The sequence below is a fragment of the Shigella dysenteriae genome (assembly GCF_022354085.1).
Lineage (GTDB): Bacteria > Pseudomonadota > Gammaproteobacteria > Enterobacterales > Enterobacteriaceae > Escherichia > Escherichia coli.
On sequence record NZ_CP055055.1, the window covers coordinates 1,596,868 to 1,611,109 of the forward strand.

At 49.9% G+C, this 14,242-nt stretch carries 11 protein-coding genes and 1 pseudogene; 4 read left to right on the plus strand and 8 right to left on the minus strand.

All coding sequences use genetic code 11. The features are described 5' to 3' along the window. Window positions 1-161 precede the first annotated feature (161 nt). A pseudogene (locus HUZ68_RS07660) lies at window positions 162-875 on the plus strand (Bax inhibitor-1/YccA family protein). 35 nt (window positions 876-910) lie between these two features. On the opposite strand, the gene HUZ68_RS07665 reads toward HUZ68_RS07660, so the two are convergent. Genes HUZ68_RS07665 through HUZ68_RS07675 form a run of 3 tightly spaced genes read right to left on the minus strand, consistent with a single transcriptional unit; the run spans window position 911 to window position 3,866 of the window. Next, window positions 911-1,867, minus strand: coding sequence for a lysylphosphatidylglycerol synthase domain-containing protein (locus tag HUZ68_RS07665; RefSeq protein ID WP_000045453.1), 957 nt, complete (start codon window positions 1,865-1,867; stop codon window positions 911-913). Next, the gene (gene clsB, locus HUZ68_RS07670; RefSeq protein WP_000650337.1) at window positions 1,867-3,108 is read right to left on the minus strand and encodes a cardiolipin synthase ClsB; all 1,242 of its coding nucleotides are present in this window, start codon (window positions 3,106-3,108) and stop codon (window positions 1,867-1,869) included. The genes HUZ68_RS07665 and clsB overlap by 1 nt, the downstream gene beginning before the upstream one ends. After that, a complete protein-coding gene (locus HUZ68_RS07675) occupies window positions 3,105-3,866 on the minus strand; it encodes an endonuclease/exonuclease/phosphatase family protein (protein ID WP_033815357.1) in 762 nt (253 codons plus the stop codon). Before HUZ68_RS07675 ends, clsB begins: the two co-directional genes overlap by 4 nt. A 132-nt stretch (window positions 3,867-3,998) precedes the next feature. On the opposite strand from HUZ68_RS07675, the gene HUZ68_RS07680 reads away from it, so the two are divergent. Next, window positions 3,999-4,409 (plus strand): YbhQ family protein, encoded by a 411-nt coding sequence (locus tag HUZ68_RS07680; protein ID WP_000871982.1) that lies wholly within the window; start codon window positions 3,999-4,001, stop codon window positions 4,407-4,409. Here HUZ68_RS07680 and HUZ68_RS07685 read toward each other — a convergent pair. From HUZ68_RS07685 to cecR, 5 genes are read right to left on the minus strand one after another with little or no spacing between them, the layout of a single operon-like run. Beyond that, a complete protein-coding gene (locus HUZ68_RS07685; protein ID WP_000469031.1) occupies window positions 4,371-5,477 on the minus strand; it encodes an ABC transporter permease in 1,107 nt (368 codons plus the stop codon). The genes HUZ68_RS07680 and HUZ68_RS07685 overlap by 39 nt on opposite strands. A gap of 10 nt (window positions 5,478-5,487) precedes the next feature. Then, complete coding sequence (locus HUZ68_RS07690) at window positions 5,488-6,621, minus strand: ABC transporter permease (protein ID WP_000070131.1); 1,134 nt, start codon at window positions 6,619-6,621, stop codon at window positions 5,488-5,490. After that, on the minus strand, window positions 6,614-8,350 hold the full coding sequence (locus HUZ68_RS07695; RefSeq protein ID WP_000996092.1) for an ATP-binding cassette domain-containing protein: 1,737 nt from the start codon (window positions 8,348-8,350) through the stop codon (window positions 6,614-6,616). The genes HUZ68_RS07690 and HUZ68_RS07695 overlap by 8 nt, the downstream gene beginning before the upstream one ends. Further along, on the minus strand, window positions 8,343-9,338 hold the full coding sequence (gene hlyD, locus HUZ68_RS07700; RefSeq protein WP_000743444.1) for a secretion protein HlyD: 996 nt from the start codon (window positions 9,336-9,338) through the stop codon (window positions 8,343-8,345). Before hlyD ends, HUZ68_RS07695 begins: the two co-directional genes overlap by 8 nt. A 2-nt stretch (window positions 9,339-9,340) precedes the next feature. Then, window positions 9,341-10,012, minus strand: coding sequence for a DNA-binding transcriptional regulator CecR (gene cecR / locus HUZ68_RS07705; RefSeq protein ID WP_001296991.1), 672 nt, complete (start codon window positions 10,010-10,012; stop codon window positions 9,341-9,343). 228 nt (window positions 10,013-10,240) lie between these two features. Between cecR and rhlE the strand changes: the two genes are divergently transcribed. Then, a complete protein-coding gene (gene rhlE, locus HUZ68_RS07710) occupies window positions 10,241-11,605 on the plus strand; it encodes an ATP-dependent RNA helicase RhlE (RefSeq protein ID WP_033815358.1) in 1,365 nt (454 codons plus the stop codon). Between the two features lie 607 nt (window positions 11,606-12,212). After that, window positions 12,213-14,225: a type III secretion system effector EspX2 gene (espX2, locus tag HUZ68_RS07715; protein ID WP_033815360.1), complete on the plus strand. Its 2,013-nt coding sequence runs from the start codon at window positions 12,213-12,215 to the stop codon at window positions 14,223-14,225. Window positions 14,226-14,242: the final 17 nt, after the last annotated feature.

Genomic DNA, 14,242 nt, shown 5'->3' on the forward strand with positions numbered 1-14,242 from the left:
TCTTACTAAAAACGACACTTAACAAGTACCAGGTATAAAATACGCCTTATGGCCGAGCGGAAGAGTTTTCCGTATCCATAAATACAAAAGTATTTTGTATGCGTGGGTTTAAATTTATTCATGATGAATATTAATATTTTTCTATAAGGACAACTAAAAGAATGGAATCATACTTGCAAAACAGCAATAAATTAGATTTTCAGCACGAGACCAGGATATTAAACGGTATATGGCTCATTACCGCTTTAGGTTTGGTGGCAACCGCAGGGCTGGCCTGAGGTGCTAAGTATCTCGAAATTACGGCAACCAAATATGATTCACCACCAATGTATGTCGCCATAGGGTTATTATTACTTTGTATGTATGGCTTAAGTAAGGATATCAACAAGATAAATGCCGCCATCGCAGGCGTAATATATCTGTTTTTACTCTCTTTGGTGGCGATTGTCGTTGCAAGTTTAGTTCCTGTATATGCCATTATCATCGTGTTCAGCACTGCGGGCGCGATGTTTTTAATCAGTATGCTGGCCGGTTTATTATTTAATGTTGATCCTGGTTCTCACCGTTTTATCATTATGATGACGTTGACAGGGTTGGCCCTGGTAATCATCGTGAATGCGGCATTAATGAGTGAACGGCCTATTTGGGTAATAAGTTGCTTAATGATTGTGTTATGGTCAGGCATTATCTCGCATGGACGAAATAAGCTCCTTGAACTGGCGGGGAAATGCCATAGTGAAGAGTTGTGGAGTCCGGTTCGTTGCGCTTTTATAGGTGCATTAACACTCTATTACTATTTTATCGGCTTCTTTGGGATACTTGCCGCGATAGCTATAACGCTTGTCTGGCAAAGGCATACGCGTTTTTTTCATTAGTCGTAAATGCACATACTAAAGAACTTAACTGAACTTCACATCGCCGCTTCATTTTTCGCCCGTAGCTTCTTCGCCTGGCTTTCCAGTAGCAGGTAACAGATCAGCGCCAGCAGCAGCGGGATAAAGTAATACAGGACGCGATAAGCGAGCAGGGCGGCGATAATTGTGCCTTTGGATGTATTCTCCCCTGCCAGTAATGCGATAAATACCGCTTCCAGCACACCAATCCCCGCCGGAATATGCACGATGACGCCTGCAATACTACTAACCAGCAACACGCCCAGTACAAAGAAATAGTTCACGCTTTGACCAAGTAACAGCCAGATAATCGCTCCCATGACCATCCAGTTAACACTGGAAATCAACATCTGGGCGAGGGCGAATTTCCATGAGGGCAGCACCAGCTTTTGCCCTTTGATGGTCATATGGCGGTGCTTCGCGAAAGCGCAAAACCACAAATAAACCGCGATAATCATCAGTAAGCCAATGCCGAGAATGCGCAGTGTGGTTTGATCGACATACCAGTGATCCGGTAGCTCCACCACGCCTGCGGTAAAGATAATCCCCGCCAGCAAAATATAGCCCAGCCAGTTGGTGGTAATACTGAGCGAGAAAATCCGCGTAATAGTGCTACCGGGCAACCCCAGACGAGAGTACAAACGATAGCGCATACCAATGCCGCCGACCCAGGTACTGAGTGTCAGGTTGAAGGCGTAGCAGATAAACGACACCAGCATCACCTGGCGCTTCGCCAGTTTGTGACCGCAGTAAAAGCGGGCGAGCAGGTCATAGCAGCCGTAAATCAGATAGCTGACGACCACCAGCCCGACCGCACTAAGCAGCGCAACGCGATTGTAGTCGCGGATGACCTTCCAGACCTCTTCCCAGTCCACTTTTTTGGCGTAGACCACCAGCAACACAATCACCGCGATAAAAAACAGCCAGGTGAGGATCTTCTTTGCTAAGCGCCAGCGCGGGTGTGATTTACTCATCAGGGTTTTACCCCCGTGTTTTCAGTTTCTACCCGATCCTGCGTTTCCATTGTCGGTTGTGCGGGGGGATCAACCTGCGCCAGACGTGGCGTGTGTGCCGGAAGCCAGCCAACCAGCGCCGGGAAGTGGCGTAAAAAGTGGAACGCCAGCACGCTTTTGGTTAGGTTCCACCAGGTGCGTTTCGGCAGCATGGTCTCATCGACCTGCTGACAATCTGCGGCGATAATGCCGTTCAGATTATCGCGCAGCGTCTGGTTAAAATGACGATCGTGGATGATGACATTAGCTTCGAGATTCAGTGACAAACTGAGCGGATCGAGATTACTGGACCCTACTGTCGCCCAGTGATCGTCCATCAATGCCACTTTGCCGTGGAGCGGGCGGCGGCGGTACTCAAATACCTGAACGCCGCCTTTAACCAGATAGTTATACAGCAAGCGCGCACCGACTCTGACAATCGGCATATCCGGTTCGCCCTGAATGATCAGTTTGATCCGCACCCCGCGCCGTGCCGCTTTACGCAAGGCGTGTAAAAATCGATAGCCGGGGAAGAAGTAGGCGTTGGCGATAATGACTTCCCGCCGCGCCTGAGTGAGCATTTTCAGATAGTGGCGTTCTATATCATCGCGATGTTCTTCGTTATCGCGCCATACCAGCAATACCTGCGCTTCTCCCGGCTGGCGATTTTCTTCCGCTTTGTGATGACGTCGCCACCAGCGTCGGGCCGCGCTTTGTCCTGGCAGATTTTCCAGTTCAAACTGGAGGATATCTTCAACAATCGGCCCTTCAAGGCGTACCGCGTAATCCTGTTTGGCCTCTGGACCGTAGCTGGACATATGCTCGGCGGAGTAATTCAGCCCGCCAATAAAGGCGATACGCGCGTCGATCACCACAATTTTGCGATGCATCCGGCGAAACACATTGGTGCGCATACCAAAAAGGCGAGGGCGGGGATCGTAGTAGCGAAATACCACGCCAGCTGCCGTCAGTTCATTGACAAACTCATCGCTGAGATCCGGCGAACCGTAGCCATCCAGCAAGACTTCCGCTTTAACCCCGCGTTGTGCTGCTGCCAGTAGCGCCGCATGCAGCTGTTTGCCGACGTCATCCTCAAACCAGATAAACGTTTCAAGAATGATGCGTTCTTGCGCCTCGCCAATCGCCTTAAACACCGCGGGATAATATTGCTCGCCGTTTTCCAGCAACTGGATCTTATTGCCTTCGCGCCAGCTACATTTCATAAATGAATCTCCGCACTTAAAGGGGCATGATCAGAAAGGTGTCGCCATGTCCGCAGCGGCAACGCGGTTGGCGCGCTGGCGCTGGCATTTTTGACGTAGATCCTGTCCAGTCGTAGTAGAGGAAATTGCACCGGAAACGTGCGCGCCGGGCGTCCGTGGGCGCGGGTAAAAATCTCATCCAGTCCGGCCTGCACTTTTAACGGATGATTAGCTTTTTGCCGCCAGTCATTGAAATCACCCGCCACCAATACCGGTTCGCCGTCCGGTAGCTCATTCACCCATTCGGCGAGCATCGCAAGCTGCGCCTGACGGTGCGCCTCACGCAGGCCCAGATGTACGCACATCACATGAATCGCTTTTCGGGTCATCGGCGGCACAATGCGGCAGTAGAGCACGCCGCGCTTTTCCGCACCATCGACCGAAACATCGCGATTCTCATAATGTTCAATGGGATAGCGCGACAGTACGGCGTTACCGTGATGCCCTTCCGGGTATACGGCATTGCGACCGTAGGCAAAATCGCTCCACATGGTGTCGGCGAGAAACTCGTAGTGCGAGGTATCGGGCCAGTTTTCCACATGCAGCGGATGAACTTCGTGCGCGCCCATCACTTCCTGCAAGCAAACAATATCGGCGCTGACGGTACGAACGGCGTCGCGAAGTTCCGGCAAAATGAAGCGTCGGTTAAACGCGGTAAAGCCTTTGTGAATATTGATGGTGAGCACCTTGAACGAAAATTGTTGTGTTTGATCGGGCATAATTTTCCTGTCTTTGCCTCTTATCTCATTGAAATAGTGTAGTCGGCGTCACAAAAAGGTGCGGTCTTACGGAATTTTCCGTAAAGTTCGGTACTCTGAGTAAGTAGAGATAAATTCTTCAGGAGAGAAGCCATGAAGTGGCAACAACGTGTTCGTGTCGCAACGGGTCTAAGTTGCTGGCAGATTATGTTGCATTTACTGGTAGTGGCGCTGCTGGTGGTGGGCTGGATGAGTAAGACTCTGGTTCACGTCGGCGTGGGATTATGCGCACTGTATTGTGTCACGGTAGTGATGATGCTGGTGTTTCAGCGCCACCCCGAGCAACGCTGGCGTGAGGTGGCAGACGTGCTGGAAGAGCTGACCACGACCTGGTATTTTGGCGCAGCGCTGATTGTGCTGTGGCTGTTGTCCCGCGTACTGGAAAACAACTTTTTGCTGGCAATTGCAGGGCTGGCAATCCTTGCCGGCCCGGCGGTAGTGTCTTTGCTGGCGAAAGATAAGAAGTTACATCACCTTACGTCTAAACATCGCGTACGCCGCTGACCCTGTCGTGGCCGTTATCACCAGTAGCGGCCACAAACTATTCCACACAATATCCAGACTCGCATCCTTCAAATAAATCTGCTTGGTAATGTCCGTAAAGTGGCGAATAGGGTTAATCCACGTCAGGTTTTGCAGCCATACTGGCATGTTTTCCACCGGAGAAACGTAACCGGAAAGGAGAATGGCGGGCATCATAAAAACAAACACGCCGATAAACGCCTGCTGTTGTGTTGAGCAGAGTGATGAAATCAACAGACCGAATCCCACCAGCGATAAACCGTAAATCACCATCGTAAAGTAGAACAGCGCCAGCGATCCGGCGAAGGGGATTTGATACGCCCAGATACCAATCGCCAGCACAATGGTGGCCTGGAAGGTGGCGACAATTAATGCCGGTACGGCCTTGCCGATGAAGATCTGCCAGGTGGTGAGCGGCGAAACCAGTAGCTGATCGAGCGTACCTTGTTCACGTTCGCGGGCGACGGAAAGTGAAGTGACGATCATTACGCCGATAGTGGTGATCATGGCGATCAGCGACGGCACCACAAACCATTTGTAGTCGAGATTCGGGTTATACCAGTTGCGTACCACCAGCTCGCTGTTGTTAGGTTTCGGTTTTCCTTCCAGCAGCTCCTGCTGATAATTTTTGACGATCTGTTGCAGGTAGTTGGCGGCAATTTGCGCACTGTTGGAGTTACGCCCGTCGAGGATCAACTGCAACGGCGCGGTCTGGAAGGTATCCAGTTTGCGCGAGAAGTCAGCCGGGAAACGCACCAGGAGTAACGCCTTTTGTGTGTCGATAGTTGGGCGGATCTCCTGTGGGCTTTTCAGCAGCAGCACATGTGTAAAGGCGCTGGCGCGGGCAAAACGTTGAGTAAGTTCCACCGAATGCTCGCCGTTATCTTCATCGTAGATGGCGATGGTGGCGTTAGTCACTTCCAGCGTGGCGGCGAACGGGAACAGGATCACCTGAATTAGCACGGGTAAAATCAGAATCGCGCGGGTTTGTGGTTCGCGCAGCAACGACTGCAACTCTTTGCGAATTAACGTCCATAAGCGATGAAACATGCTCTTCTCCCTAATCCAGCCGACGTTTGGTTTTCAGCCACGTCAGGCCGATAAACATCACCGCCGAAGCGATCAAAAACAGTACGTTCACCACCAGCACCACTGGAATATTCCCGGCGAGGAACAGGCTTTGCAGGGTGCTGACGAAATAACGTGCGGGAATAATGTACGTCACCGCGCGGATCACCGCGGGCATACTGTCGATCTGAAAAATAAAGCCGGAAAGCATAATCGACGGCAGAAAAGCCGCGTTCAGAGCGACCTGAGCGGCATTGAACTGGTTGCGGGTAATCGTGGAAATCAGCAGCCCCATCCCCAGGGTACTGAGTAAAAACAGGCTGGAGATAAAAAACAGAATCAGCAGCGACCCGCGATACGGCACGCCGAGAATAAACACTGACACCAGCATACACAGCAGCATCGCCAGCATCCCGAGAAAGTAATAGGGGATCAGCTTACACAGCAGCAGTTCCGTGCGGGTAATCTCCGTAGAGAGCAGAGCCTCCATAGTGCCGCGTTCCCATTCTCGCGCCACCACCAGCGAGGTGAGAATCGCGCCGATGACCGTCATGATGATGGTCACCGCACCGGGGATAATAAAGTGCTGGCTAATCGCCGCCGGGTTAAACCAGTAGCGGGTTTGTACATCAATAAGCGGTTCAAAAGTCTGCCCATTGTCCTCCGCTCGCTGCATTTGCCAGATCTGCCAGATCCCTTCGACATACCCCTGCACAAAGTTAGCGGTATTCGGCTCACTGCCGTCGGTGATCACCTGAATCGGTGCGGTGGCGTTGGCGCGCTCCATCTGTTCGGCGAAATCCACCGGAATAACCACCAGACCGCGAATTTTCCCCGCCTGCATTTTGGCGATCAGTTCCTGTCGGTTATCACTGATGGTGGCGTCGATGTAGGGCGAACCGGTCATGGTGTGGGTGAAATCCAGCGCCGCTTCGCTACGCTGTTCCAGTAAAATCCCGACCCGCAGCTTGCTGGAGTCGAGGTTAATGCCGTAACCAAAAATAAACAGCAGCAACAGCGGGATCACTACCGCAATCAGCCAGCTACTCGGATCGCGAACGATCTGCCGCGTCTCTTTGACGCACAGCGCCCGCACGCGACGCCAGGAAAGGATCGGGTTACTCATTGCTATGCTCCTTATCCCAGTCGTGGATCAACTGAATAAAGGCTTGCTCCATGGTGGGATCGGGTTGCTCATCGTTAGCCGACTGTGCTTTCAAATCGTCCGGCGTGCCGCTGGCGATTAATTTCCCGCGGTACACCAGGCCGATGCGGTCGCAATATTCCGCTTCATCCATAAAGTGGGTGGTGACCATCACCGTGACGCCTTTCTCTACCATGCTGTTGATGTGCAGCCAGAATTCACGGCGGGTGAGGGGGTCAACGCCGGAAGTCGGTTCGTCGAGAAACAGAATATCCGGTTCATGCATCAGCGAACAGGCCAGCGCCAGCCGCTGTTTAAAACCTAATGGCAGTTCATCGGTGGCGTGTGAGGCAATACTTTTCAGGCCAAATGCCTCGCTCATACGGGAGATTTTTTCGTTCTGCGCCCGACCGCGTAAGCCATATACACCAGAGAAAAAGCGTAAATTCTGTTCGACCGTCAGGTTGCCGTAGAGCGAAAATTTTTGCGCCATATAGCCGAGATGCTGGCGCGCTTTACCGGAACTCTCTTTCAGATCCATCCCCAGCACCAGCGCCTGGCCGGAAGTCGGCACCAGCAAACCGCACATCATCTTAAAGGTGGTCGATTTGCCCGCGCCGTTTGGCCCCAGCAAACCAAAAATCTCCCCACGTTTAACGGCAAAGTTGACGTGATCGGTGGCGGCAAAATCACCAAATTTCTTGGTCAGTTCTTTCGCTTCGATCACCGTCTCGCCGGGTGTGCCTTCTACCGTATGCAATATTGCACCCAGCGGCGATTCTGAGGTTCCGGCACCGCCCAGCAAATCAATAAACGCATCTTCAAAACGCGGCGTAGTTTCGTTGATGTTGATTTCCGGCATCCCGTCGGCATGGCGAATATCGTCTGGTGTGGCCTCTTTTTTGAGGATCAGACGTACCGATTTCCCCTGAATCATGCCGTCGCTGACCTGCGGCAGTTTCAAGGCGCGTTGCAACAGTTTGCGGTTGCCCTCGTGTGGACTGGTCATCAGAAAGCTGCGTCCGGCCATGGTTTGTGTCAGGGCTTTTGGTTCTCCCTGATACAGCAACTCGCCTTCGTTCATCAGTAACACGTCACGGCACTGCTCGGCTTCGTCGAGATACGAGGTACTCCAGAGGATTAACATCCCTTCGCCCGCCAGCTCATGCACCATCTGCCACAGTTCGCGCCGTGAGATAGGGTCAACGCCGACGCCGGGTTCATCGAGCAGCAACACTTTCGGTTCGCCCACCAGGGTACAGGCCAGGCCGAGTTTTTGTTTCATCCCACCGGAGAGCTTGCCCGCCAGGCGTCCGGTAAACGGCCCAAGAGACGTAAACTCCAGCAGGCGAGCAAAAGTTTGCTTACGTGCCTCGCCGGTGACGCTGCGCAAATCCGCGTACAGATTGAGGTTCTCCATCACCGTCAGATCTTCATACAGACCAAATTTCTGCGGCATATAGCCGAGCACGGCGTGCAGCGCGCCGTCGTTTTTGATCGGATCAAAGCCAATCACCGTGGCATTGCCGCTGTCGGGTTTCAGTAATCCCGCCAGCATCCGCATTAGCGTGGTTTTACCTGCACCATCCGGCCCCACCAGCCCCGTCACATAACCGGCGTGAATGGTACAGTCGAGCGGCGCGACGGCGGGCTTGTCCATGCCCGGAAAGCGTTTTTCCAGGCCGTTCAGCGTGATAACGGCATCATTCATGTCCTGCCTCGTCACCGAATTGTACCGTCACTGGCATTCCCTGGCGTAACGCATCATCGGCGTCGGTCACCACAATACGCAGGCGATAGACGAGGTCGGTACGCAGATCCGGTGTTTCGACGGTTTTCGGGGTAAATTCAGCAGTCGGCGAAACGAAACCAATCTGCCCGTGATAGGGCTTGTCCGGGCGACCATCGGTATAAAGCAGCACTTTGCGCCCCGGCTGGGCCTGGTCAAGATTCCGTTCATCAACATAAGCGCGCACCCACACCGGACGCGTTAGTGAAACGGTAAACACCGTGCCACCTTCATTGAGAACCGTGCCTGGCTCCACCGCGCGCGTTAACAGCGTGCCATCAGACGGTGCTATCAACGTTGAGTCCTGTAAATTCAGCTCCGCCTGCGCCAGTTGCGCCTGCGCCTGTTCGAGGCTGGCTTTCGCCTGAGCGATGTCCTGTTCACGGTTACCGGAACGGTACTGACGCAATTTATCCTGTGCTGATTTCAGCGTTGCCTGCGCCTGGTCGCGCGAGGAGCGGGCATTTTCCAGGTCATTTGCCGAAATGGTGCGGCTTTTCCACAACCCTTGCTGGCGGTTATAGAAGTTCTGCGCATAGTCATAGGCGGCTTGCGCCTGTTTCACCGCAGCGGCGGCCTGAGCGATTTCTTCATCGCGATACCCGGCAAGCATCAGGTCATACTGCGCCTGAGCCACCGAAACACCCGCTTTCGCCTGCATCAGGGCAATCTCATACGGCTTGTGATCCAGTTCGCCCAGCACCTGGCCCGCTTTGATCGCATCACCTTCGTCCACCGCCAGCGATTCAACGCGCCCCCCAACACGGAAACTAAGATTCACCGTACGAATATCCACGTTGCCATACAGCGTCAGGCCGTTATCCTGGCGGCTTTGATACCACCAGTAGCCTCCGGCAACCACGGCGGCAAGTACCACTACCGCCAGTCCGATCACGACAGGTTTTTTCATCACTACAAACTCCTTTGCGATAATCCTTGCAAAATCAGGTCGATATGACAGGTCACCGTCTGGTTGATCAGTTCGGTCTTTTCTTCATCGAACGCGGTCCAGCCGGTACGTAACAGAATTGTTTCTTTGCCAAGACGGAACGCCAGAATCTCACCAATCAACGCATGGGTATGAAGGATCATGCGGGTGTCATTGGCGTCGCAGCCGGTCCAGGCGGCAATCAGGCGTGTCAGGTGGCTGTGTAGCGGACTAATCACCTGTTCGTGCACCAGGTGGTAGGCTGCCGTGGGAGAGAGCTGCTCACGGGAGATAAACTTGCTGAGGTTGACGGTGTCATCCTGGGTGAGCAGCTTAATCATGTTCCTGCAGGCGCGAAGGATCAGTTCACGGATGGCAGCCCGATCAGGCTGTGGTTGGGCGAACAAGCGTTCGGCTTCCTCGGCATGCGGACGGAACTGCTCGCCAATAAAATCGGCAATCCACTGGGCGCAGGCGAGGTACAAATCTTCTTTCGAACCGAAGTAGTAGGTGATGGCAGCGATATTCTGCCCGGCCTGGGCGGCTATCTCGCGGGTGGTGGCGTTCATTCCATATTCACCAAACTGCGCCAGTGCGGCAGCAATCAGCTGTTTTTTCGCCTGTTCACCCTTGATTGTCATGGCAGGATTATTCATCGCACAGTCCATTCTTAATCAAATGATTGATTAAGATTATGACTCCATAGGGGAGTTGTCCAGTATGGCTAAGAATTTTAGCTACGCCAGTCACAGGGATAATTTATGCGCTGCGTCACAAAAACTGCTACACTCCGCTCCCTCATGACATTGTGGTTTTTGTCATTTTCCTTTTCAGTATCTCCCTGAAAACTACACCGGTAACGGTCGGGGCGGTTCGGAGTAGTTATGTCTTTCGATTCTTTGGGTTTAAGCCCTGATATCCTGCGCGCCGTTGCCGAGCAGGGTTACCGTGAACCCACCCCTATTCAGCTGCAGGCGATCCCTGCGGTGCTGGAAGGCCGCGACCTGATGGCTAGCGCCCAGACCGGCACCGGCAAAACAGCGGGCTTTACGCTGCCGCTGTTGCAACACCTGATCACTCGCCAGCCGCACGCCAAAGGGCGTCGTCCGGTACGTGCTCTCATTCTTACCCCGACCCGTGAACTGGCTGCGCAGATTGGCGAAAACGTCCGTGATTACAGCAAATACCTGAACATTCGTTCGCTGGTGGTGTTTGGCGGTGTCAGCATTAACCCACAAATGATGAAGTTGCGCGGCGGCGTTGATGTGCTGGTGGCAACGCCGGGACGTTTGCTGGACCTGGAACATCAGAATGCAGTGAAGCTGGATCAGGTTGAAATCCTCGTCCTCGATGAAGCTGACCGCATGCTCGACATGGGCTTTATCCACGATATCCGTCGCGTGTTAACAAAACTACCTGCGAAGCGCCAGAACCTGTTGTTCTCCGCGACCTTCTCTGACGATATTAAAGTCCTGGCGGAAAAACTGTTGCACAACCCGCTGGAAATCGAAGTGGCACGCCGCAATACCGCGTCTGATCAGGTGACCCAGCATGTTCACTTTGTTGATAAGAAACGCAAGCGCGAATTGCTGTCGCACATGATTGGGAAAGGGAACTGGCAGCAGGTGCTGGTGTTTACCCGTACCAAACATGGCGCTAACCATCTCGCTGAACAGCTTAATAAAGATGGCATCCGTAGTGCGGCGATCCACGGTAATAAATCGCAAGGTGCGCGTACCCGTGCGCTGGCCGATTTTAAATCGGGCGATATTCGTGTACTGGTGGCAACTGACATCGCTGCGCGCGGTCTGGATATCGAAGAGTTGCCGCACGTCGTTAACTATGAACTGCCAAACGTACCGGAAGATTATGTCCACCGTATCGGGCGTACCGGTCGTGCCGCAGCCACCGGAGAAGCGTTGTCGTTGGTGTGTGTTGATGAACACAAACTGCTGCGTGATATCGAAAAACTGCTGAAAAAAGAGATCCCGCGCATTGCGATTCCGGGCTATGAGCCGGACCCGTCAATCAAAGCCGAACCGATCCAGAACGGTCGCCAGCAACGTGGCGGCGGTGGTCGTGGGCAGGGCGGTGGTCGCGGTCAACAGCAACTACGCCGTGGAGAAGGTGGTGCAAAATCTGCAAGCGCGAAGCCTGCAGAAAAACCGTCTCGCCGCCTCGGCGATGCCAAACCGGCAGGCGAACAACAACGTCGCCGCCGTCCGCGTAAACCTGCCGCTGCGCAGTAATTCCATGTAAGGGCAAAAGAGTATCACAGGCTTTTGCCCATTATTCAGGTAACACGGTCAGACATGCATGACATGTCTGATTTTATTGTTTTAATAAATTTGCTTTATGATCTATCTAGTGTATCTAAAATGGCAATGAAATTATTTCTTCTTGCAATTTGAATTATTGTTAATAACATTGGTTGATATTCATAAACAATTTCTGGGAAAATCTGGAATAAACATGCTATTGCATAAAGAGTTTGTTCATCATCTGGTAAATTATTATGAGATATGTGATTCAGTATTAGCTTGATTCTGTCCCTGATTTTATTATTTTCATTGTCTATAGTGTATCCGACTATCTCCCTAAGCAAAATAAAGTGTGCAGTCGTTTCATTACCGTATATCTTTAGTAGTTCTAATAAACTATCAAAAATCGCTCATTTCAGCTTATTGATAGAAAGATTGATTGCCAGTCTGTTTAGAGCCGTACAGCAGCAGACTTTCATAACCCGGTTGATCCTGAGTTTGCAGTACGAAAAGTTAAAAATGAGCGATTTCTGTAAGATTCCCCATTTTGCCAGGCTTATGATTCGCAGATCATTCAAGTGCAAAGGAGCTATGTATGGATTGTTCAAAATGCAATGGTTATGCGACGATGTTATTAAATATGGTGCAGGGTTCTGACCCGGTTAATTTACTGGAATTACATGGTTTCCTTGAACATTTCGCATATTATGTTTCATTTGGCAAATTTAATGCTGGCCACCAGCGCTATAATGCATTTAAAAAATTCGTCAGTGAGATTTCGGAGATCAGCGCAAATGATATCAATATGACGATTAAAACCGGGCAATCCAGACATGAAAATGTGATCTCTATAAATATGAATGATGCAATTCCTCGTGATGAGAAAGGGATCACCGTCAGAATAGATAATATTAATGGGAAGAAAAACAACTCTAATTTGTCAGATGTTTTTATTCCCTATGTAAATACATTTTCCGACCTCAAAAATAAAATACTCAGGATGAAAATTGAACTGACTGAAGGTAGTGGTTTTTCTAAAAGTCTTTCTGACAGTCAGATTGAGATGCATATTCTGAGGACTGTTAATTCGCTAAATGTTGGCGAGAAATTGAATGATGATAATCTTGCAGATCATTCTATATTCACTAACGAATTCTCTGTTATTATTCCGCCATCCTATTATGATGCGACTTCTGCAGTAAACGCTAATAATATTGTGAGAGAAAAACTATTTGAAAGTGATAGTAAAGTTAAAGATATCGTCGATGATATGTCTAATCATGACGTGGAGAGCGAAAAAGATATATTTGTAATCGGGGGGATGATAGAAAAACTGAATTCTCTGGCAGACGAATCTTTCAATGATAGTACTGATAACATACAAACAGTAAAAGATCTGTTAACGCAATTAACTGATGGCATGGAGCTCTTCGCGCTGCGGGACATAGTGGCATTCCCATCAACCATAATAGCAAAATTAATAAAATCCCCACTTAATAGCGATCATGAACTTGTTATGCGCGCACTGGATACGTATCTGTGCTACTTCAGAAATAAAAATCTGAATAACGATGCGGAAATAATTAACTTTTTCCATGCCCTCTTTTTAAAGAGACCAGAGTTGATGGTTTCTGAAAATTATAGATTTATTCAATTTATTGATTTGCTTTTTGAAAACGGAAATGTTGAAGAGAAAAACTTAGCATTTGACCTTTATCACAATTATCTTTCATTACCTGAAATAAAACAATTCGTTACTGAAGAAATTAAATTGAATTTCAATCAGCAGCAAGGATTGTTAGATAAAGATAATAAATGTTATATCTTGTTATCATCCGATAACTCTGGGCGAGTAATGCGCTTATCGCAACAGGCATTAATCTCAATGCTTGAGCCAGAGGTTAAGAAAAAGACTATCTGGAATAATTACTCTATTTATCCATCTTTGCAGGATACCCATGAAATTGTCATAGATGATCCAGAAACGATTTGTATGCGTGCATTTCCTTTATTTGCAAAAGGATGGGAATATGCGCAGAAAAATAAGAAACATCAATTGATCCTCAATGCTCTTGGATTCAAAGGTTATATTCGTGATATATTTATGTCAGCAATAATGCGAAAAACAGATTTTGTGCCCGAATGCAATAATCAACCAACAGAACTTAATTCATCATTTTCCTCTTTAATAAACGATTCAGATCAATGGCAACAGCATACTCTGAAAGATAAACATTACGCTAGTCTATTAACGATGCTGGATCTCAACGAGGCCAGTGAAAGGGATAAGTCTAAAATATTTTTCTGCCTGTCTGCCGTATTTGCAAATATTTCTCACAGTAGTGTCTTTAACGGTATTCCTGATGCGTCAAAAACTTTAAAACGTTATGCATTTGCTTTATTGGTGAAAGCACATTCTTTAGATGAAAGTATGATAAGCAATCAAACTTTTAATATATACAAAACGGTATTGCTTGATTTAAATAATCTGTCTAATGAAGAGGCCAACCAGTTGCGTATAAGTTCGTTATATCGTGATATGGTCCGCTATGCACAATATCGTTTTTCTAAAGTTTTATCCGAGTGGACGCCAGACGCATGGGTGTAAAGATTGCAGCTGAATAA

Coding starts and splice junctions, on each gene's coding strand:
- HUZ68_RS07665 (WP_000045453.1), bottom strand. CDS start 1,867: ATGAGTAAATCACACCCGCGCTGGCGCTTAGCAAAGAAGATCCTCACC.
- clsB (WP_000650337.1), bottom strand. CDS start 3,108: ATGAAATGTAGCTGGCGCGAAGGCAATAAGATCCAGTTGCTGGAAAAC.
- HUZ68_RS07675 (WP_033815357.1), bottom strand. CDS start 3,866: ATGCCCGATCAAACACAACAATTTTCGTTCAAGGTGCTCACCATCAAT.
- HUZ68_RS07680 (WP_000871982.1), top strand. CDS start 3,999: ATGAAGTGGCAACAACGTGTTCGTGTCGCAACGGGTCTAAGTTGCTGG.
- HUZ68_RS07685 (WP_000469031.1), bottom strand. CDS start 5,477: ATGTTTCATCGCTTATGGACGTTAATTCGCAAAGAGTTGCAGTCGTTG.
- HUZ68_RS07690 (WP_000070131.1), bottom strand. CDS start 6,621: ATGAGTAACCCGATCCTTTCCTGGCGTCGCGTGCGGGCGCTGTGCGTC.
- HUZ68_RS07695 (WP_000996092.1), bottom strand. CDS start 8,350: ATGAATGATGCCGTTATCACGCTGAACGGCCTGGAAAAACGCTTTCCG.
- hlyD (WP_000743444.1), bottom strand. CDS start 9,338: ATGAAAAAACCTGTCGTGATCGGACTGGCGGTAGTGGTACTTGCCGCC.
- cecR (WP_001296991.1), bottom strand. CDS start 10,012: ATGAATAATCCTGCCATGACAATCAAGGGTGAACAGGCGAAAAAACAG.
- rhlE (WP_033815358.1), top strand. CDS start 10,241: ATGTCTTTCGATTCTTTGGGTTTAAGCCCTGATATCCTGCGCGCCGTT.
- espX2 (WP_033815360.1), top strand. CDS start 12,213: ATGGATTGTTCAAAATGCAATGGTTATGCGACGATGTTATTAAATATG.